Source organism: Streptomyces beigongshangae (assembly GCF_019710745.1).
GTDB classification, from domain to species: Bacteria; Actinomycetota; Actinomycetes; order Streptomycetales; family Streptomycetaceae; genus Streptomyces; species Streptomyces beigongshangae.
The window spans coordinates 40,175-58,693 of record NZ_JAHKJW010000011.1 but is presented as its reverse complement, the minus strand read 5'-3'; the positions used below and the strand labels follow the sequence as shown (position 1 = coordinate 58,693).

The following is an 18,519-nucleotide window of genomic DNA, read 5'->3' as shown; positions in this document are numbered from 1 at the left end:
GCTGTCGCACAAGAGCACGAGCTTAACCCAGGGGTGGCCGAGAACCGTCCCGTACACCCCTGTTGACCTGCCCGTACACGGGTGGGCGATGGGTGGGCCGGGCCCGGCCGTCGAACGGGTGGCGCAGGTCACTCCGCACGGGCGATGACATCCGGCGGCCGTGCCGGTCCAGGACACGACAGCACCGGTACACCCAAGGATGTGACACGGACATGAGCCGGACCGCAAAGGGGCCCGCGAGCTACTTCCCCTCGATCGAGAAGAAGTACGGCCGCCCCGTCGCCGAGTGGAAGGACCTCATCCGGTCCTCGCCCCTCACCCGGCACATGGAACTCGTCTCCTGGCTCAAGACCGAGCACGGCATCGGTCACGGGCACGCGAACGCACTCGTCGCCCACACCCTCGCCGAGGACAGCGGCAACTGATCGGCCCGGCCGGTCCTCGGGGAGTACGGCACCCGAGCCGAAGACGTACGCGGACGCGCCCGGGGCGACCGCCGGATGCGGCCGGACGCGTAGCCGGCCCGCGGGCCGGGACGGGGCCGCCGTCCCGGCCGGCGACGCCCGGACCACCCCCGTCGTGCGGCCGGGGCCCGCCCCCTCCGGGGTGACGGGCCCCGCTCCGGCCCGGGCCCGTACGGCGGTGTCCGCTCCCCGCGCCGCACGGATCCGTGCCGGAACTCCCCCGTGTCCGCTCCCCCTCGAACCGCGGGTGCCTCCTGTTCTGCCTTCGCCACATGGCCGGGGCACCGACGCCCGCTCACCAGCGACACGACGAGCGGACGGCAGTCCAGCCGGGTGGTGAGGAGTGCGTGTACCGGCTGCGCGGAGAACTCGCCCGACTCCCCTCGCCCGCACCGCGGATCCCCACGGTGCGCGGCTACGGGTACCGACCCGACCCCTGAGAGCCACCGGTCCACGACCACCGCCGCCGGCACCTCCGGCCCGGACTTCCGGCAGCTGTTCGAATGCGCGCTGTCCCCGCTGCTCGTCCTGGACCCCGACTTCACCATCGTCGAGGCCAACCACGCCTACCGCGAGGCCACGGGCCGGGACCGGAGCATCATCGGGCGGCTCGTCTTCGACGTGTTCCCCGACGACCCGGAGGACCCCGCGGCGGACGGCGTCGCGAACCTGCGCCGGTCGCTGGAGGCGGTGGTCAGCACGGCCCGCACCGACACCATCGCTGTCCCGCGAGGCCGGATTCGACGCCCATCTCGCCAAGCCCCTGCCGCTCGCGGACCTGCTGGACCTGCTGGACCTGCTGGAGTCCTGAACGGGTGCCCGGCCGCGGCCGGCAGGGCCTCTGCGCGCACTCCCGTCCCCCGACGGCCGTACGCCGCGGGGGTACCCCGAGCGAACGGGTCCGAGCGGGAAAGCCCTGGTCGATGGCTTGACAGTCCTGTTCCGTGACTCCACTGCCGGGGCTCGACCGGTTGCGGCGCGCCCGGGGGTTTCCCACCGTGGGCGCAAAGACAGCCGCTGAAGACGGCCGCTCCGGAAAGGAACCTGTATGCGTGCCCTGGTATCCCGCGGGCTGCTCCTCCCGCCCCTCGTCTGCGCCGCGCTCGTCCTCGTTCCGGTGGGGGCCGCCGCGGCCGCCACCGACGCACGTCCCGGTTCGCCGGACAGTCGCGTCACGGGCCTGCGGCTCCCCGCGGCGGACGTGACGCCGGAACAGCTGCGCAGGGCGGCCGGGGCGGAGCACGCCGATGCCCTCGCCCCCCTCCTGGCCGTGCTGACCGGCCTGCCGCGGGAGGGGGACGGCCCTCTCGACGAGGCCGAGGCCGTCGGGCACGTACGGGCCGTGCGGGAGGCCGCCGCCTCCTTCCAGCAGCGGGTACGGGGTCTGGATCTCTCCGCGCCGGCGGCGGGAACGGCGGCAGCCGATCCCTCGCCGCCCGAGGACACGGCGGACGACTTCGCGCTGTGGCCGGAATGGGGCACCGGCTCCACGCCGTGGGTGGGATCGGGCACCGGCTCCACACCCTGGCCGGGATCGGACGCGGCCGCACCCGTGAAGGACGCGGGAGCCAGTCTGGGGTCGTCGCTCAACGGCCTGATCTCCTCGCTGCTCGTGCTGGACCTGGGCGGAGTGATCAGTGCGGTGCCGGACGTGCTGGGGTCCCTGCTCGGTCTGCTCGGCCTGCTGTCCGAGGGCCGGGCGGCGAACTGACGCGGTGCGCGACGCCGTCGCGGACCCGGGCCTCGGGAACGGGGGCGGGCCGGGGCTGTCGGCCGTTCCCCGCGGGTGGGCTGCAGCCCTCCGCGCACTCCGTCCGCACCTCGTTCACAGACGCGACACGATTTCCGACTCGTCGGAGGGAATCACGCGGGTACCCGTATCTCATGGCTGATGTCGTGGACTCCGACGAACTCCTGCGCCGTATCCAGCGGGCCCGTTCCTGGGCCGGCCGGGAGGAGCGCGCGTGGAAGGCACGGAGCGAGGAACTCAGGAACGGCGACCCGGACGGCGCACGCGACGCCGAGTCGCGCGGACACACCTACGAGGCGGTGCGCAAGGCACTGGACGAGATAGTGACACCGGGCGCGCATGAAGCGGACGACGCATGACCCGCGCGGTGCATGGAACCCGCTGTGGTCATGAGCACCACACGGGCCCCCCACACCGAACCCGTCACCACGGTCTTCACCTGGCAGGTACGCCCCGGCCATGAGGCCGACTTCGAGGAGTGGACGCGGGGCGTCACCGACTGCGTCTCCGGGTTCCGCGGCAGCCAGGGGGTGTCCTGGCTGCGTCCGGAACCCGGGCACCGCTTCCATGCGGTGCTGCGCTTCTCCGATCCGCAGCGGCTCACCGACTGGCTGACCTCACCCGAACGGGCCCGGTGGCACGCGCGTATCGAGGGCATCGCCACGGAGGTCCGCGACGAGCGCCAGTCGACCACCGGAATGGAGAGCTGGTTCCGGCTGCCCGGCACCACCGTGCAGGCCCCGCCGCGCTGGAAGATGGTCCTGACGACGTTCCTGGGCGCCTATCCGCTGACCTTCCTCATCCAGTGGCTGGTGGCGCCCGTCGCCGCCTCCTGGCCCCTGCCGCTGCGCGCCGGCATCTTCCCGATCGTGCTGCTGCCGCTGCTCACGTACCTGGTCATGCCGGGGCTCAGCCGGCTGCTGCGGCTGTGGCTGTACGGCACCCCCGGCGACTGACACGCGACAGGTCCGGCTCCGTCCCGCGTCACACGTGTGCCTCATCCCGATGGCGGCATCCGGTGCGGGCGCCTAGAAAGGTCGCACAGCACGTCTCGGGCCGCACGTCCGGGCCACGACAGCGACTGCACCCTTCGTAGGGAGCCGAGTATGACAACCCGTTCGCCTTTCGACCCCGATCGACCCGGCATATCTCCCGAGCGCGCGGTCGAGGCCCCCGTGCCGCCGCCACCCGCCTCCGCCCCCTGGCACACACCGCCGGAGGAGGCGCCGGAGAGGGCGACGCGCAGGGCCGGACACCGGTACGCCGACCCGGCCGACGAGCTCGACCAGCGGTACGGCGATCCCGTCGAGGAGTTCGGCCGCCGGTACCCCGACCGCACGGATCGGTACGACCGGGACAGCCAGGACGACGGGGGCGACCGGGACGACAGGGACCACAGGGACGACCGCGCGGAGCAGCGCCACGCCGGTCCCGCCGACGAGATCGATCCGCGCCGTCCCGACCCGGCTCGCGAGGACGACCCCGCCTACCCCGCACCGGTCCGCAGGAGTGAAGAGGCCGAAGAAGCCAGGGAGACCGGGGAGGCCATGGAGGGCGGGGAGGCCATGGAGGGCGGGGAAGCCGGGAAAGTCGCACAGGCCGCACAGGCCGCACAGGCCGTGCAGACCGTGCAGACCGTGCAGACCACTGAGGCTGCACAGACCGCACAGAGCGCCCAGGGCACCCAGGCCGAGGCCGTCTGTCCCGACCCTGCCGAGGATCCCGACCCCGCGTACATCAACCCGGTCGACGGCCTGGTGCACGCCGCCGTGGCCGACCGGCCGCTGGCCGAGGTGATCCAGCTCATCGAACTGCTGGAGCAGTCACCGGAGTACGCGCGGGCCACGGTCGACGCGCTGCGGGCGGCCGGCACGGACCGGTCCGTGGAGGACGTGAGCCGGCTGGTGGCCCTGCTGACCCGGCCGCCGAGGAACGCGGACAGCGCCGACGAGGCGATCCGTGCGGCGGCCGAGAGCCGGCCGGTGGAGGAGGTCACCCGGCTGATGGCCCTGCTGCACCGGACCCCGCTGGAACCCCACTGCGGCGAGGCCGCGGTGCGGGCGGCGGCCACGAGCCGGCCGGTCGAGGAACTCGTGGAGCTCATCGGCCGCATGGCCCACGCGCAGGGCCTGCGCGAGAAGCGGCAGCAGGCCGAGTCGCCGGCGCGGGACGGGACCGCGCCGGGCGGCGCCGGAACGCGCGCGGCCCCGCCCATGGACGGCTACCCCGTCGCGGACCGGCTCGTCGCCGAGGGCGGCACCGTCGCCCTCGGCCGTAAGGGCCGCACCCGCCGCGTCCGGACGCCGAGGACCGATGACTCGCCCGCCTGGCCGCGCTGGACGGCGGTCGTGCTGCTGGTGCTGTGCGGTCTGGCGCACGTCCCGCCGCACCGGGACGGGGCGTCCGTCAACGCCTACGGCTTCGCCGTCGGCACCGGTGCCCTGTGTGTCCTGACGGGTCTGGCGCTGCTCCGCCGGAGCAGGGTGCCGGTGCTCGTCCTGGGGATCGTGGTGCCGGCGGTGCTCGCCGCGGCCCAGCTCCTCGAAGGACGCGTCACCTCGCCCGGCCTGTCCCGCGCCCTGGAGCTGACCCTCGCGCCGCCGTGGCTCGCCGGTCCCGCGGCCGTGCTCGCCGCGCTGGCGTCCCTGACCGCGCTGGTCGCGCTCCTGGCCTCGACGAGACCTCGTCAGCGGCCCGACGTACGGCAGCTGGCCGGCTCGGACCGGACGGCGGACTGACCCTCCCCGGCGGCCCGGGGCCCGGCCCCGGCCGGGTGGCCGGGCGCGGGAACCCGGTGGCCGCACAGGGACATGACGGTGGCGGTCCCCTCCCCGCGGGGAGGGGACCGCCACCGTCATGTCCGGCGCCCGCGGAGCCGGGCGCCGGACGCGCCCGTACCCTCCGGCTCAGTCGTGTGCGGTGTTCCCGCCGCTCGTCCGCGCGGGCCGTTCCCGGTTCTCCCGGCTCTCCCGGCTCTCCTGGTTCTCCCGGCTCCCTCTGCTGCGGGCGCACCGGCCGTCATCGGCCGGTGCGGTCGCCGGCCGACCGCCGCGCGGTACGTACGTTCCTCCGCCGAGACGACGCAGCGGCGTCACCCGGATCCTGGCCTGCGGCTGCCGGGTGGTGTCCATGGGTCCACGGTGCCGCCCGCGGCGCCCGGGATGCCGGACCCCTCCTGAGGGCAGGACCACGGGTCCTGGTACCCGCAGCACCACGCGACAGCGCGACTCCGTTGTCCGCGACTCCGTTGCCGCAAAGAGCGTGGCGCGGCGGTTCCGGTCGCCGCGCCACGTCCGGTTCCGGAGTACCCCCGCGGGCGGGGGCTACGCACAAAACCGTCCGGACGGTCGGAATGTCCGGCGCTCCGGCGGGTGTTGAGAGCACATGACGAACGACACCGGCCAGGACACACTGCTCGCACTCCTCTCCGAGTACGACGGCGGAGTGCTGACGACGCTCAAGCGCGACGGACGCCCGCAGCTCTCGAACGTCAACCACGCGTACTACCCGGACGAGCGGATCGTGCGCGTGTCGCTCACCGACGACCGCGCCAAGACGCGCAACCTGCGCCGCGACCCGCGGGTCTCGTACCACGTGACCAGCGCGGACCGCCGGGCCTACACCGTCGCCGAGGGGACCGCCGACCTCTCGCCCGTGGCCCGCGACGCCGGTGACGCGACCGTGGAGGAGCTGATCAGGCTCTACCGGGACGTGCGGGGCGAGCATCCGGACTGGGACGACTACCGGGCCGCCATGGTCCGCGACAGCCGCCTCGTCCTGCGGCTGCGCGTGGAGCGCGCGTACGGCATCCCCCTGAACCGCTGACTCACCGACCCGCTGCCCCACCGACCCGCCGACTCACCGACCCGCCGACTCACTGACCCGCCGATCCTCCGACCCGGCGTTTCCCACCGGGGATGTTTTTGGTATGTACCTGACCACGGTCTGCCGCTAAGCTCTGCCCCGCATCGCATGAGAGCGCTCTCACAGTTCAGCTGTTCCTCCCCCACCTCGCTGGAACAAGAAGGGCTACCGCCTTGAGACGCACCACGACCCTGAGCACCGGCCTGGCCTCCCTCCTCCTGATCGGCGCCTCGGCGACCGTCGCCGCCGGTCCCGCCTCGGCCGCCCCCGACCCCACCCCCACCGCCGCGAAGGCTCCCGCCTCGGCCGCCCTCCTCGACGCCATGCAGCGGGACTTCGGCCTGACGCGCGCCGGAGCCGAGGCACGTCTCGCCGCCGAGAAGAAGGCGACGGCCGCCGAACCGAAGGCCCGGAGCGCGGCGGGCGCCGCGTACGGGGGCTCCTGGTTCGACGCCGACAGCGGAAAGCTGACCGTCGCCGTCACGTCCGGCGCGTCCGCCGCCGCCCTGGAATCCGTACGGGAGACCGGGGCGGCCGTCCGGACCGTCAAGTACAGCGCGAAGCAGCTCGACGCGGCCAAGGCCCGCATCGACGCGCTGGACGCGCCGGAGGGGGTCAGCAACTGGTACGTCGACGCCGAGGCGAGCTCGGTCGTCGTGGGCGTCGTGGCCGGCCAGCGCGCTGACAACGATGTCCGGTCGTTCCTCGCCCGGGCCCGGGCCGCGGGTCCCGTCACCGTGAAGGAAACCTCGAAGGCACCGGAGACCTTCGCCGCCGGAACGGTCGGCGGCGACCCCTTCTACACCGGCAACGTCCGCTGTTCCATCGGCTTCTCGGTGCACGGCGGCTTCGTCACCGCGGGGCACTGCGGCGGGGCGGGGCAGGGTGTCAGCGGCTGGGACCGCTCGTACATAGGCAACATCCAGGGGTCCTCGTTCCCGGAGAACGACTACGCCTGGGTCAACGTCGGCAGCGGCTGGTGGACCGTGCCGGTCGTGCTCGGCTGGGGCACCGTCTCCGACCAGCTCGTGCGCGGCTCCAACGAGGCGCCGGTCGGCGCCTCCATCTGCCGGTCGGGTTCGACCACCCGCTGGCACTGCGGTTCCGTGCTGGCCAAGAACGAGACCGTCAACTACAGCCAGGGCGCCGTGCGTCAGATGACCAAGACCAGCGTCTGCGCGGAGCCGGGCGACTCGGGCGGCTCCTTCATCAGCGGTGACCAGGCGCAGGGCGTCACGTCGGGCGGCTGGGGCAACTGCTCCACCGGCGGCGAGACCTGGTACCAGCCGATCAACGAGATCCTCAACCGGTACGGGCTCACGCTGCACACGGCCTGACGCTCCGCACCGGCACCGGAAGGGCCCCGCCGCCTCCCGGCGGCGGGGCCCTTACCCGTCCGCGCGTGCCGGTGTACGGCACCGGCACGGTGCGGCGGTGGCCCCGCCCGCTCAGACCCTGCGGTACCGGGCCATCGCGAAGGAGAACACGCCGAACAGCATCAGGCCGACGGCTATGAGCGCCAGCAGCCACGGGCCCATCGGGGTGTCGGCGAACGAGCGCAGGGTGTCGTCCATGCCCTTGACCTTGTCCGGTTCGTAGTCCATGGCCGCCCGGACCGCGAAGCCACCGGCGACGGCGAACACCAGGCCGCGGGCCACACCGCCGCCGACGCCCGTCACGTCGACCGTCTGGCGCACCCGGCGCGGCATCTCACCGAGCCGCATCTTCTTGTGGTACTTGCGGCGGATCGCCTGCACCGCCATCCAGAGGCCGGCGCACAGGATCACCACTCCCGCGATGCCCACGAGCCACTGCCCGGCGGGCAGGTCCATGACCTTGGCCGTCACGTCCCGCGACTGGCCGTCGCTCGAACCGCTGTCGCCGGAACCCGCGGCGAAGGAGAGCACGGAGTAGGCGACGAAGCCGTAGAAGACGGCGCGCCCCGCCGAGGCCAGCCGTTTCGTCGCCTTGTCGCCGTCAGGTCCCGCCGCACCGAAGAGCGCCTCGGACAGCCGCCACAGCGTCATGCCGACCAGGCCGATGCCCAGGGCCCAGAGCACGAACGCCCCGAAGGGCTTCCCGGCGACCTCCTGGAGCGCGCCCCCCTGATCGGCCTGCTTCCCGCTGCCGCCGAAGGCGATCTGCAACGCCAGCAGACCCACCAGCACGTAGATGACACCGCGCGCGGTGAAACCGGCCCGGGCCGCGCCCTCGATGGCCGGCGCCGCCTTGTTCTTCCCCACCCGACTGCCTCGCGTCAACGAGCTTGCGTTCATCATTGCCTCCCGTCTGGCGGATGCCCCGGCTCACCCGTACGACACCCAACGGCCGCGGTCGACCGGTACGTACCTTTTGACCAGGCGGTACGTCACTTCTTCGGAGCATGGCGGAGCGATCGAACATACGATGGGCGGGCATCCGGGGCGGCGACGCGCACAGCCGCGCCGGGACAGTGACCGCTCGGGGTGGGAGACGCATGGCACAGGGCACCGACGCAGCACGGACCGTCATCCTGACCGTGGACGACGACCCGGGAGTCTCGCGTGCCGTGGCCCGTGACCTGCGGCGCCGCTACGGCGAGACGTACCGGATCGTGCGGGCCGAGTCCGGGGAGAGCGCCCTCGAAGCCCTGCGCGAGCTGAAGCTGCGCGGTGACCTCGTCGCGGTGATCCTGGCGGACTACCGCATGCCGCAGATGAACGGCATCGAGTTCCTGGAGCAGGCCCTGGACGTGTACCCGGGGGCCCGGCGGGTGCTGCTGACCGCGTACGCCGACACGAACGCGGCGATCGACGCGATCAACGTGGTCGACCTGGACCACTACCTCCTCAAGCCCTGGGACCCGCCCGAGGAGAAGCTCTACCCCGTCCTGGACGACCTGCTGGCCGCCTGGCGGACGTCCGACCACCGGGCCGTCGCGGTCACGAAGGTCGTCGGTCACCGCTGGTCGGCCCGCTCCTCCGGCGTACGGGAGTTCCTGGCCCGCAACCAGGTGCCCTACCGCTGGTACTCCTCGGACGAGCCGGAGGGCCGGCGGCTGCTGGCCTGCGCGGGGGCGGACGGCGAGCGGCTGCCGCTGGTGGTCACCGCGGACGGGGCGGTACTGGTCGAGCCGGACGATCCGCAGCTGGCCGCCCGGGTGGGGCTGGCCACGACGCCGACCGCCGGGTTCTACGACCTCGTGGTCGTCGGCGGCGGGCCGGCCGGTCTCGGCGCGGCGGTGTACGGCGCCTCGGAGGGTCTGCGGACGGTCCTGGTGGAGCGCTCGGCGACCGGCGGGCAGGCGGGCCAGAGCTCACGCATCGAGAACTACCTGGGCTTCCCCGACGGTGTCTCCGGCGGGCAGCTCACCGACCGGGCGCGCCGCCAGGCGGCGAAGTTCGGCGCCGAGATCCTGACCGCACGCGAGGTGACCGGCCTAGAGGTGACGGGCGCCTCGCGCACCGTGCGGTTCTCCGACGGTTCGGCGATCGCCGCGCACTGCGTGATCCTGGCGACGGGTGTGTCGTACCGGCAGCTGGCGGCGCCCGGGGCACAGGACCTGACCGGGTGCGGGGTCTTCTACGGGTCGGCCCTGACCGAGGCTCCCGCGTGCCAGGGGCACGACGTGTACATCGTGGGCGGGGCGAACTCCGCGGGGCAGGCCGCGATGTACCTCGCCAGGGGCGCGAAGTCGGTCACCCTGCTGGTGCGCGGTTCCTCCCTGTCCTCGTCGATGTCCCACTACCTGATCGAGCAGATCGCGGACGCGCCGAACATCTCGGTGCGCACCGGGACGGTGGTGGACTCGGTGCACGGCTCCGGCCACCTGGAGCAGCTCACCCTGCGCGACCTGGCGAGCGGCCGCACCGAACTCGTCGACGCGCAGTGGATGTTCGTGTTCATCGGCGCGGCGCCGCTCACCGACTGGCTGGACGGCACGGTCCTGCGGGACGAGCGCGGGTTCATCGTCGCCGGGCCCGACCTGGCCGCCGGCGGGCAGCCGCCGCCCGGCTGGGAGCTGGACCGGCCGCCGTACCACCTGGAGACCAGTGTGCCCGGGGTGTTCGTGGCGGGGGACGCGCGCGCCGAGTCCGCCAAGCGCGTCGCCTCCGCCGTCGGAGAGGGAGCCATGGCCGTGATGCTCGTCCACCGGTACCTGGAGCAGTCGTGAGCGGCCGGCCGATGCCGTGCGACGTCACGGAGCTGAGCACGCTGTTCCTGTTCGAGGAGCTGGACGACGCGCAGCTCGGGCGGCTGTGCGCCGAGGGCCGGGTGGAGCTGTTCGAGCCCGGCCCCGTGTACGCGGAAGGGGAGCCCGCCACCTGCTTCTTCGTGCTCCTGGAGGGCACGGTCGTGATGTCACGCCGGGTCGGCGGCGACGACGTGGAGATCAGCCGTACGTCCCAGCGCGGGGTGTACGCGGGCGCCATGCAGGCCTACCTGGACACCCCGGAGGAGGCGCTCTACAAGAGCTCGATGCGGGTCACCGAGCCCTCGCGGTTCTTCGTCCTGCCCGCCGAGACGTTCTCGGCGGTCCTGCGGGAGTGGTTCCCCATGGCCGTGCACCTGCTGGAGGGGCTGTTCTTCGGTAGTCAGAACACCCAGCGGACCGTCGGGCAGCGGGAGCGGCTCCTGGCGCTCGGCTCGCTGTCCGCCGGGCTGACGCACGAGCTCAACAACCCGGCGGCCGCGGCGGTCCGCGCCACGTCCGCGCTGCGGGACCGGGTGGCCGGGATGCGGCACAAGCTCGGCATGATCGCGGCAGGCCCGTACGCGCGCGACGCCCTGGAGACCCTCGTCGGGATCCAGGAACGCACCGCGGAGCAGGTCGCCAAGGCGACGCCGCTGTCCCCGCTGGAGGCCGCCGACCGCGAGGACGCCCTGGGCGACTGGTTCGACGACCACGGCATCGCGGGCGGCTGGGAGCTCGCGCCGACGTTCGTGCAGGCCGGGCTGGACACCGACTGGCTGGACCGGGTGGCGGCGACCGTGGACGAGGGGACGCTCGAAGGCGCCGTCAGATGGCTCAACTACACGGTGGAGACCGAGCTGCTGATGAACGAGATCGAGGACTCCACGACCCGGGTCTCGAACCTCGTGAACGCGGCCAGGCAGTACTCGCAGCTCGACCGGGCGCCCTACCAGGTCGCCGATGTGCACGAACTGCTGGACAGCACGCTGATGATGCTCTCCGGGAAGATCGGTCCCGGTGTCAGGGTCGTCAAGGACTACGACCGGTCGCTGCCCCGGATCCCCGCCTATCCGGGCGAGCTGAACCAGGTGTGGACGAACCTCGTCGACAACGCCGCCTCGGCGATGGGCGGCGAGGGCACCCTGACCGTGCGCACCGCACTCGAACGGGAGCAGCTGCTCGTCGAGTTCCGCGACACGGGGCCCGGCGTGCCGGAGGAGATCCGCGGCCGGATCTTCGATCCGTTCTTCACCACGAAGCCCGTGGGCGAGGGCACCGGGCTCGGCCTGGACATCTCCTGGCGCATCGTCGTGAACAAGCACCACGGGCATCTTCAGGTGCACTCCGTACCCGGCGACACCCGTTTCCAGGTCTTCCTGCCGCTCACCGCGGCGGAGGCCGGCACCGGACCCGACGCCCTCCGATCCGACACCCCTCAGGAGACGTCATGACCTCTTCCCTTCCGGACGGACCGGACGGACCGGACGGCATCGACCCGCACGTGCCGCCGAGCGGCACGGGATGCGTCGAGTGCGAGGCGGCGGGCGGCTGGTGGTTCCATCTGCGGCGCTGCGCCCTGTGCGGTCACGTCGGCTGCTGCGACGACTCCCCCTCCCGGCACGCCACGACCCACCACCGGAGCACGGGTCACCCCCTGATCCGCAGCTTCGAGCCGGGCGAGACCTGGTTCTGGAACTTCGGGACGTCCGAGCTGTACGGGTCGGGGCCCGACCTCGCCCCGCCGCTCAGCCGCCCGGCGGACCAGCCCTCGCCGGGACCGGCGGGACGGGTGCCGGCGGACTGGGCGCGGACCCTGCGCTGACCGGGTCCGCCGGCCGCCGGCCGCGGCGGAACCCTCCGTTCCGGGTCGGCCGCCACCCGGTCGGGCGTACCGCCGCGGCTGCGGGGTCCGCGGGATGGCGGTGTCATGGAGACAGGCTCACGCAGGGCCGCGCCACCGTTTGTGGCAGGGGCAACCGGTTACACGAGCGGATGGCGCGCATTCGTCCAAGCAAAGGTGGCTGTTCATGATGTCCGGCACGCATCTCGATCTGACGCTCACTCTCACCGGCGGCACGGCCGCCGACGCGCGGGCCGTCGTCCACACGCTCGAACCCGTCTTCGGATCGGCGGACACCCTGCCCGGCGACGACGGCGCCACGGTCTACACGGTGTCCTTCGACGGCGACGCGTCGGCCGGCGACGGGCAGACCTCCGCCGGCTCCACGCTCTCCTCGTCCGTCACCGTCACCCTGCAGGGCAGCCCGGAGGCCGTGCGCCGGGCCGACGAGACGCTCTCGGCGGCCTTCAACGTCAAGGAGGGCGGTACGGCCCCGGGTGACCAGGAACAGGAGCGGGAGCTGCACCTGGAGCCCTAGGTCCTGTCGTCCTTCCGGCGGGTGAGGCACCGTCCCGCTCCGGGGCGGTGCCTCACCCGTCGAGCCCAACGGCCTCATCCGTCGGGCCCAACGGCCTCATCCGCCGGGGCGCAGGGCCCGCATCTGGACGTCGAGGGGGGCCAGCCCGACGTCGCGGCGGCGCTCGTCCAGCGTCCCGGGCCGGCGGACCGGGTACGGGCGGAGGGTCGCGGGGTCGACGCGGGTCCCGTAGAACTGCGGCCGGCCCTGCTCCACGGCGCAGTGGTCGGCGATGTACGCGTGGTGCGGCGCCGGGCAGCGCCCGTCGGCCACGGCCTGCGCGATCAGGTCGCGACAGGCGAGCTGGAAGTCGAGGTCGGGCGCGTGCAGCAGGATCATCAGGGCCGCCGTGGAGGCGGGCGTCCCGACCAGGTCGGCGGCCGGCCAGGAATGGCGCCCGACGATCGTCCGCAGCGCCTCGGCGTTGTCCTCGCGGCACCGCGCGATGCGGTTCCGCGCGGCCGGTGTGGGACTGCCGTACGCTTCCGCGGTCGCCCGGTGGTCCTCCTCCACGCGGCGGACCAGCTCACGGGCGAGGGCGGACGCGAGCGCCGGCAGCACGGCCGGGCGGCCCTCCGGGGCCACGCCGTGCGCAGGCCCCGTACAGGACCGTTCCGCCCGGCCCCCTCCCGCCCGGCCCCCTCCCGCCCGGTCCTGTCCCGTACGGTCCCGCTCTGCGCGGTCCTGCTCCGTGCGGCCCCGCTCGGCGCGCTCCGGGCCGGCCCGTCCCTCGTCGGCCCGGCGGGGGGACCCCGTGCGTGCGTCCCCCCGCGCGCCGGTGCGCGCGAGGCGGGCCGTGTCGCCCGGACCGGTCACGGCTCCGCCCGTACGTCCAGCGAGAACCACACCCGTTTGCCCCTCTCTCCGGGCTCGGGCGGTAGGACACCCCAGTCGTCGGTCAGCACGGCCACTATGGCGAGTCCGCGTCCGGACTCCTCCGCCGTGCCCGCCGTGCAGTGGCGCGGCAGTTCGGTGGAGCGGTCGGCGATCGTGACGCGCACCCCGTGACCGGTGTACTCGACACTGATCGTGACCGTGTCGGCGGGGCCCCGGCTGCCGTGCCTGACGGCGTTGGCGAACAGCTCGTCGGTCGCCAGGACCGCGTTGTCGAGCAGTTCCTCGGACAGCGGGCAGTGCGCGAGCTGTCCGGCGACCATGCGGCGCACGCCGGAGGCACGTGAAGGCTGGGCGGGCACCACGGCGCGGAAGACCCTGGGGCCGTTCGCCGGGGCGGGAGGGGCCGGGGCCGCGGGGGTGACGGCCACCGTCCGGGCGCTCTCGGCGGTCCAGACGGGAACGGAGGGCGCGTCGGGATCCGTGGCGTCCGCCAGTGAGGGTGACGGCGGGCGGCGGTCCGCACGGAATGCCGTCATCGTGCCTCCTTCGTGTGCAGCACGGGTGGGCGGGGTCTGGGCAGCTGCTCGTGCAGCCAACCCCGCGGACGGGTGGGACGGCCAGGGGGTGCGGAGGTTGTCCGGTTGCAGCCGCGTAGTGGTGTGACATGTATGTTCGATCGCGTGAGCGATGCGGGTGGCGGCCGGGCCGTGGACCGCGGGCGTTCCGCCCGCGGTCTGTTCGGGCTGAGCGGCAGACGTGTGCTGGTCACCGGCGGTACACGCGGACTCGGCGAGCAGATCGTGCGGCTGCTGGCGGCCGAGGGCGCCCGGGTGGCGACCTGCGCCCGCACGGCGGAGGACCTCGACGTGCTGCGGAAGTCGCTGGCCTCCCCGGGCTCCGGGCAGTTGTTCACCCGGGCGCTGGACGTCACCGCGCCCGAGCGGCTGGAGGGCTTCGTCGCCGCCGCGGCACGGCGTTTCGGCGGCCTGGACGGGGTGGTGGCGTCCGCGGGCGGTTCCCGCGGGCGGGGTCTGGAGCGGACGGACGCCGCGGACTGGGCCGCGACCTGGGAGCTGAACGTCGGACACACCGCGCGTCTGGTGCGGGCCGCGGTCCCCCCGCTGCGGACGGCGGGCGGCGGCTCGGTCGTGGTCGTCTCCTCCATCTCCGGCTGGAAGCCGGGTCCGGACGCCCAGTACGGGAGCGCGAAGGCCGCCCAGATCCACCTGGCCGCCTCGCTGGCCCGTGAACTCGGCCCCGACGGGATCCGGGTGAACGCCGTCTCGCCGGGATCGATGCTCGTCCCGGGCCGCCGCTGGGACCGGATGCGGACGCGGGAGCCCGAGGCCTTCGCCGCCTTCGTCCGGACGGAGCTGCCGGGCGGCGGACCGGTCGCGCCGCAGGAGGTGGCGCGCGTGGTGGCGTTCCTGCTGTCCGACGCGTCGAGCGGGATCTCGGGGGCCAACCTGCCCGTCGACCGGGCCCAGAACGCGCCCTCCCCCGACGGCTACTGAGCCGTCGTGCGAGCGGGCCGTCCCCGGGCCGGGCCTCATGCCACGGCGCCCAGCACGGGACGGGACCTGCGTTCGAACTCCTGGACCAGCGGCTCGTGGCGGCTGGGGGCCAGCCGGGTGCGGAAGTCGCGCAGGGCCTGGACGGAACGCTCGCTGTGCACCGTGCTCAGGGCGTTCAGCGCCTCGGTCGCCGTGCCGATGGCCTCGTCGAGCCGGTTCTGCTGCAGGTGCGCGGTCGCCAGCACGGAGCGGCTGATGGCCTGGCGCCTGCGCCGGTCCGCGTTGGCGACGACGGACTCCCCGGCCGTGCGCTCCGCCTGCGCGGCCAGGCCGAGGTCCCGGAAGCAGAGGGCGGATTCGGCCTGGAGGTAGTGGTGGTCCAGGTAGCGGACCCAGACGGACTCCTGCGCCGCCCCCCGGCTCGCGTCCAGGTGCCGCTCCGCCTGCCGGAGGGCCTCGGTCGTCTCCTCGACGCGGTTGCGCGCCGCGTGGCCGCGCGCCGCCATCGCGTACAGCCGCATCAGGCCGAGCGGGCTGCCCGAGTCCTTTGCGGTGGCGATGCCCGCCCGGGCCAGCGCCACCCCCTCGTCCGGGCTGCCGAGCCCGGTGGCCAGGTGGGAGAGACCGGCCAGGATCTGCCCGCCCAGCACCCGGTCCCGGCCCTCCGCGCAGAGCCGCAGCGCCTGGATCATGTAGCGCTGCGCCAGTCCGTACTCCCCCGCGTCGTACGAGCTCCAGCCGGCCATCGCGGCGAGGCGGGCCGCCGCGGCGAACAGCAGGCGCTGCTGGTACGGGGGCGTGCCGCGGCGCTGCAGCATGGGGACGACCTCGGTGCACAGGTAGTGCACGATGCTGGTGCGCACCCCTCCGCCGCCGAAGTGGTTGTCCATCTGGTCGAACATGCCGATCATGGCGTGCACCTGCTCGACCGGTCCCCCGTCGGTCACCGGGTCGAGGCGGACCGCCTCGGGGCTCTCGACCAGCCAGAGCAGCCACTCCCGCTGGGGGTTCAGCAGGGCGCCCGCGACGAAGGGGACCGTACCGAGGAGCGTACGGCGCGCGATGTCCGTGGAGCCGAGCTCGGCCAGGATGTGCAGGGTGTCCGCCAGGTCCTCGCGGTAGGCGAGTGCCCTGCCCACCACCGGACGCTGCTGCTCGGGCAGGAAGCCCAGGTCCGTGGGCGAGACGGGCAGACCGAGCCGCTCGGACAGGACGGCGGCGATCAGCTCCGGTGTACTGCCCCGTGGTTGCTGTCCGTTCAGCCAGCGGGTGACCGACGCCTTGTCGTAGTTGGACTCCGTGCCCTGCCGGCGCCCCAGTTCGTTGACGCGCAGGGCGAGCGAGGCGTAGGAGCAGCCGGCTTCCCCGAGCGCGGCCGCCAGTGCCTTGTTGGCCCCGGCGGGAGCCTTACCCGGGTTCCTCGGTCGTCCGTCGCTCACGGTGGCCATCCAGGTCTCGCTCGTGGTGCCGTGCGGGCTCGCCCGACCTGGCGCGACGTCAGTCCCGCTGCCGTCCGGCGCCGTTGCGCCGAAGCCACCGGGCTGTGCGCCAGATCACTCGGTCCCTATGATTGCGTACGCACTCAACCCGCAACAAGCATTCTGATAATTTCAGAACGATCCGCACGGCCCTGTCTGTGTCGGCGACCCCGTGGCACACTGCTCGCTGTGACGGCCGCTGTCGGGAGGTAGGACGTGAGCGACAACCGCTCGGGCGGCAGCGCGCCGACCGTCCTGCGGATGGTTCTCGGGAAGCGGCTGCGCCATCTGCGGGAGCGGGCCGGAATCTCTTTCGAGGAGGCCGCGCGGACCATAGAGGTGACGCCTCTGACGGTCCGCCGGATGGAGAAGGCCGAGGTCGGCCTCCGCATCCCCTACGTGAAGGAGCTGCTGCGCGCCTACGGGGTCCCCTCCCCGGAGGTGGACGACTTCCTCTCGATGGCCAGGGAGGCCAACCGGCCCGGCTGGTGGTACTCCTACCGCGACGTGCTCCCGGAGTGGTTCAGGGCGTACGTGAGCCTGGAGAGCGAGGCCGGCGTCATCCGGCTCTACGAACCCCACTACGTGCCGGGCCTGCTGCAGACGCACGACTACGCGGCCGCGCTGCTGCGCACCGGTTTCCCCAACGAGACCAAGGAGGAGATCGACCGCCGCGTCGACCTGCGCCTCAGGCGCCAGGACCTGCTCGCCAAACCCGACGCGCCGGCCGTCTGGGCCATCCTGGACGAGACGGTGCTGCGGCGGCCGGTGGGCGGGGCCGAGGTGATGCGGGCCCAGATCGACCGCCTGGCCGAGTCCCTGGACATGCCGAAGGTCCGGATCCAGGTGCTGCGCTTCTCGGTGGGCGCGCATCCCGGCGCGTTCGGCCCGTTCCACTACTTCCGCTTCGGTTTCTCCGAACTCCCCGACGTCGTCTACACCGAGAGCCTCGCCGGCTCGGTCTACGTCGACCAGCCCGCCGACGTCGTGACGTACCTCGAAGTGCTGGACCGGATGTCCGTGCAGGCGGAACCGGTCGACCGGACCAGGACCATCCTGGGTGAACTGCGTAAGGAGTTGTGAGCCATGACCTCCACGAACCCCTTCCCCGGCGGCGTGTCCGCCGTCGAGCTGGGAACCGAGGGCTGGGAGAAGCCCTGGAGCGGCACCAACGGCGGCAGCTGCGTCGAGGCCAAGCGGCTGCCCGACGGAAGCGTCGCCTTCCGCCAGTCCAAGGACCCGGACGGGCCCGCGCTGGTCTACAGCAGGGACGAGATGGTCGCGTTCCTGGCGGGCGCGAAGTCCGGCCAGGCCGACTTCCTCGTCGCCTGACCCGCCTCGTGGCGCCACCGCGGTCGTACAGACGTCCATCACTACGACCGCACAACCGGACAACCCGCACGCACACTCCCGCCGTGCGGGTCGTCCGGTCACACTGAGAAGTCGGCCGCCCCGGAGGGAGTGTCATGCACACACTCCACGAGGCCGTCACCCGGTGCCGGACGCTGGTCGTCGAGGGCCCCGACGGCATCTGCCGGGACCCGGTCCTCGCCGAGCTGGCCCGCGGCGGCTTCCTGGTCCGGCGCTTCCGGGGACAGCTGCACCACCTGGACCCGACCCGCCCCTACCGTGAAATCCTCGCCGCCCCCGGCCTGCTGGCCGTGGACGGCGGCGTCGTCCACGAACTCGTCTACGGGCCGCTGCGCCGCGGGCAGTCGCGGGTGACCTGGATCCAGGCGCTCGACTTCGCGGAGGCCGTCGCCGAACGGGACGGCGCGCTCCTCCATCTGACGGACTCCGGGCCGGACTCCGGGCGCGTCGCGGACCCCGAGGGCGCCGAGGCGGCCGATGCCTACGCCCGTGCGTTCCGCACCCTCGGCCAGCACGTCCCCGTGGTCCCCGTCGACATCGGGCGCCCCACTCCCGCCGTCCGCGCCACAGACCTGCCGCCCCTGCAACTTGCCCGCCGTAAAAGGAAGTTGACGGTAGGTTGGTGAGGGACCGCGTGACGCACGGCAGGA

Annotated in this window: 21 protein-coding genes; 16 read left to right on the top strand and 5 right to left on the bottom strand. The window is 73.3% G+C overall.

Annotated features, from left to right (window positions below; translation table 11 throughout):
- The first annotated feature begins 212 nt into the window (after positions 1-212).
- From KM933_RS10920 to KM933_RS10895, 6 genes are all read left to right on the top strand, one after another.
- Entirely contained in the window at positions 213-425 is a 213-nt protein-coding gene (locus KM933_RS10920) for a DUF4287 domain-containing protein (protein WP_221350716.1), read from the top strand.
- A gap of 261 nt (positions 426-686) precedes the next feature.
- Positions 687-1,412, top strand: a complete 726-nt coding sequence (locus tag KM933_RS40240) for a PAS domain-containing protein (RefSeq protein ID WP_308013340.1) — start codon at positions 687-689, stop codon at positions 1,410-1,412.
- 100 nt (positions 1,413-1,512) lie between these two features.
- A complete protein-coding gene (locus tag KM933_RS10910; protein ID WP_221350713.1) occupies positions 1,513-2,175 on the top strand; it encodes a hypothetical protein in 663 nt (220 codons plus the stop codon).
- 173 nt (positions 2,176-2,348) lie between these two features.
- Positions 2,349-2,573: a hypothetical protein gene (locus KM933_RS10905; RefSeq protein WP_221350711.1), complete on the top strand. Its 225-nt coding sequence runs from the start codon at positions 2,349-2,351 to the stop codon at positions 2,571-2,573.
- Between the two features lie 30 nt (positions 2,574-2,603).
- Positions 2,604-3,170, top strand: coding sequence for an antibiotic biosynthesis monooxygenase (locus KM933_RS10900; protein WP_221350708.1), 567 nt, complete (start codon positions 2,604-2,606; stop codon positions 3,168-3,170).
- A gap of 150 nt (positions 3,171-3,320) precedes the next feature.
- Positions 3,321-4,952 (top strand): hypothetical protein, encoded by a 1,632-nt coding sequence (locus tag KM933_RS10895; RefSeq protein ID WP_221350705.1) that lies wholly within the window; start codon positions 3,321-3,323, stop codon positions 4,950-4,952.
- 168 nt (positions 4,953-5,120) lie between these two features.
- Here the strand turns inward: KM933_RS10895 and KM933_RS10890 are convergent, their stop codons facing one another.
- Positions 5,121-5,345: a hypothetical protein gene (locus KM933_RS10890; protein ID WP_221350703.1), complete on the bottom strand. Its 225-nt coding sequence runs from the start codon at positions 5,343-5,345 to the stop codon at positions 5,121-5,123.
- A gap of 253 nt (positions 5,346-5,598) precedes the next feature.
- Here KM933_RS10890 and KM933_RS10885 point away from each other — a divergent pair, with 253 nt between their 5' ends.
- Both KM933_RS10885 and KM933_RS10880 read left to right on the top strand, forming a co-directional pair.
- Positions 5,599-6,039 (top strand): PPOX class F420-dependent oxidoreductase, encoded by a 441-nt coding sequence (locus KM933_RS10885; RefSeq protein WP_221350701.1) that lies wholly within the window; start codon positions 5,599-5,601, stop codon positions 6,037-6,039.
- 212 nt (positions 6,040-6,251) lie between these two features.
- On the top strand, positions 6,252-7,415 hold the full coding sequence (locus KM933_RS10880) for a S1 family peptidase (protein WP_221350700.1): 1,164 nt from the start codon (positions 6,252-6,254) through the stop codon (positions 7,413-7,415).
- A 111-nt stretch (positions 7,416-7,526) separates the two neighbouring features.
- Here KM933_RS10880 and KM933_RS10875 read toward each other — a convergent pair whose 3' ends face one another.
- Entirely contained in the window at positions 7,527-8,354 is an 828-nt protein-coding gene (locus KM933_RS10875; RefSeq protein ID WP_221350698.1) for a DUF1206 domain-containing protein, read from the bottom strand.
- Positions 8,355-8,554: 200 nt separating this feature from the next.
- Here KM933_RS10875 and KM933_RS10870 point away from each other — a divergent pair, with 200 nt between their 5' ends.
- From KM933_RS10870 to KM933_RS10855, 4 genes are all read left to right on the top strand, one after another.
- Positions 8,555-10,231, top strand: a complete 1,677-nt coding sequence (locus KM933_RS10870) for an NAD(P)/FAD-dependent oxidoreductase (RefSeq protein WP_221350695.1) — start codon at positions 8,555-8,557, stop codon at positions 10,229-10,231.
- The gene (locus tag KM933_RS10865; protein ID WP_221350693.1) at positions 10,228-11,703 is read left to right on the top strand and encodes an ATP-binding protein; all 1,476 of its coding nucleotides are present in this window, start codon (positions 10,228-10,230) and stop codon (positions 11,701-11,703) included. The genes KM933_RS10870 and KM933_RS10865 overlap by 4 nt, the downstream gene beginning before the upstream one ends.
- The gene (locus KM933_RS10860) at positions 11,700-12,074 is read left to right on the top strand and encodes a UBP-type zinc finger domain-containing protein (RefSeq protein WP_221350690.1); all 375 of its coding nucleotides are present in this window, start codon (positions 11,700-11,702) and stop codon (positions 12,072-12,074) included. The genes KM933_RS10865 and KM933_RS10860 overlap by 4 nt, the downstream gene beginning before the upstream one ends.
- Positions 12,075-12,282: 208 nt before the next feature.
- Positions 12,283-12,630, top strand: coding sequence for a hypothetical protein (locus tag KM933_RS10855; RefSeq protein WP_221350980.1), 348 nt, complete (start codon positions 12,283-12,285; stop codon positions 12,628-12,630).
- Between the two features lie 96 nt (positions 12,631-12,726).
- Here KM933_RS10855 and KM933_RS10850 read toward each other — a convergent pair whose 3' ends face one another.
- Together KM933_RS10850 and KM933_RS10845 are read right to left on the bottom strand one after the other, a co-directional pair.
- Positions 12,727-13,254 carry a DUF6624 domain-containing protein gene (locus tag KM933_RS10850; RefSeq protein ID WP_308013339.1) on the bottom strand — a complete coding sequence of 176 codons (528 nt, stop codon included), beginning with the start codon at positions 13,252-13,254 and terminating at the stop codon, positions 12,727-12,729.
- 227 nt (positions 13,255-13,481) lie between these two features.
- Entirely contained in the window at positions 13,482-14,042 is a 561-nt protein-coding gene (locus tag KM933_RS10845; protein ID WP_221350688.1) for an ATP-binding protein, read from the bottom strand.
- Between the two features lie 144 nt (positions 14,043-14,186).
- Between KM933_RS10845 and KM933_RS10840 the strand changes: the two genes are divergently transcribed.
- Positions 14,187-15,020: an SDR family NAD(P)-dependent oxidoreductase gene (locus tag KM933_RS10840; RefSeq protein WP_308013338.1), complete on the top strand. Its 834-nt coding sequence runs from the start codon at positions 14,187-14,189 to the stop codon at positions 15,018-15,020.
- Between the two features lie 35 nt (positions 15,021-15,055).
- Here KM933_RS10840 and KM933_RS10835 read toward each other — a convergent pair whose 3' ends face one another.
- On the bottom strand, positions 15,056-16,468 hold the full coding sequence (locus tag KM933_RS10835; protein ID WP_221350684.1) for an NsdA family TPR-like regulatory protein: 1,413 nt from the start codon (positions 16,466-16,468) through the stop codon (positions 15,056-15,058).
- A 291-nt stretch (positions 16,469-16,759) separates the two neighbouring features.
- On the opposite strand from KM933_RS10835, the gene KM933_RS10830 reads away from it, so the two are divergent.
- The 3 genes from KM933_RS10830 (at position 16,760) to KM933_RS10820 (ending at position 18,495) form a co-directional block, all read left to right on the top strand.
- Complete coding sequence (locus tag KM933_RS10830) at positions 16,760-17,581, top strand: helix-turn-helix domain-containing protein (protein WP_221350978.1); 822 nt, start codon at positions 16,760-16,762, stop codon at positions 17,579-17,581.
- 3 nt (positions 17,582-17,584) lie between these two features.
- Positions 17,585-17,830 carry a DUF397 domain-containing protein gene (locus tag KM933_RS10825; RefSeq protein WP_221350680.1) on the top strand — a complete coding sequence of 82 codons (246 nt, stop codon included), beginning with the start codon at positions 17,585-17,587 and terminating at the stop codon, positions 17,828-17,830.
- A 134-nt stretch (positions 17,831-17,964) separates the two neighbouring features.
- Positions 17,965-18,495 (top strand): hypothetical protein, encoded by a 531-nt coding sequence (locus KM933_RS10820; RefSeq protein WP_221350678.1) that lies wholly within the window; start codon positions 17,965-17,967, stop codon positions 18,493-18,495.
- Positions 18,496-18,519 lie beyond the last annotated feature (24 nt).

Excerpts from the sequence above, each read along its gene's own strand:
- KM933_RS10910 (WP_221350713.1), top strand. The coding sequence starts at position 1,513 with ATGCGTGCCCTGGTATCCCGCGGGCTGCTCCTCCCGCCCCTCGTCTGC.
- KM933_RS10820 (WP_221350678.1), top strand. The coding sequence starts at position 17,965 with ATGCACACACTCCACGAGGCCGTCACCCGGTGCCGGACGCTGGTCGTC.
- KM933_RS10860 (WP_221350690.1), top strand. The coding sequence starts at position 11,700 with ATGACCTCTTCCCTTCCGGACGGACCGGACGGACCGGACGGCATCGAC.
- KM933_RS10895 (WP_221350705.1), top strand. The coding sequence starts at position 3,321 with ATGACAACCCGTTCGCCTTTCGACCCCGATCGACCCGGCATATCTCCC.
- KM933_RS10905 (WP_221350711.1), top strand. The coding sequence starts at position 2,349 with ATGGCTGATGTCGTGGACTCCGACGAACTCCTGCGCCGTATCCAGCGG.
- KM933_RS10855 (WP_221350980.1), top strand. The coding sequence starts at position 12,283 with ATGTCCGGCACGCATCTCGATCTGACGCTCACTCTCACCGGCGGCACG.
- KM933_RS10885 (WP_221350701.1), top strand. The coding sequence starts at position 5,599 with ATGACGAACGACACCGGCCAGGACACACTGCTCGCACTCCTCTCCGAG.
- KM933_RS10890 (WP_221350703.1), bottom strand. The coding sequence starts at position 5,345 with ATGGACACCACCCGGCAGCCGCAGGCCAGGATCCGGGTGACGCCGCTG.
- KM933_RS10900 (WP_221350708.1), top strand. The coding sequence starts at position 2,604 with ATGAGCACCACACGGGCCCCCCACACCGAACCCGTCACCACGGTCTTC.
- KM933_RS10835 (WP_221350684.1), bottom strand. The coding sequence starts at position 16,468 with ATGGCCACCGTGAGCGACGGACGACCGAGGAACCCGGGTAAGGCTCCC.
- KM933_RS10870 (WP_221350695.1), top strand. The coding sequence starts at position 8,555 with ATGGCACAGGGCACCGACGCAGCACGGACCGTCATCCTGACCGTGGAC.
- KM933_RS10825 (WP_221350680.1), top strand. The coding sequence starts at position 17,585 with ATGACCTCCACGAACCCCTTCCCCGGCGGCGTGTCCGCCGTCGAGCTG.
- KM933_RS10875 (WP_221350698.1), bottom strand. The coding sequence starts at position 8,354 with ATGAACGCAAGCTCGTTGACGCGAGGCAGTCGGGTGGGGAAGAACAAG.
- KM933_RS10845 (WP_221350688.1), bottom strand. The coding sequence starts at position 14,042 with ATGACGGCATTCCGTGCGGACCGCCGCCCGCCGTCACCCTCACTGGCG.
- KM933_RS10830 (WP_221350978.1), top strand. The coding sequence starts at position 16,760 with ATGGTTCTCGGGAAGCGGCTGCGCCATCTGCGGGAGCGGGCCGGAATC.
- KM933_RS10920 (WP_221350716.1), top strand. The coding sequence starts at position 213 with ATGAGCCGGACCGCAAAGGGGCCCGCGAGCTACTTCCCCTCGATCGAG.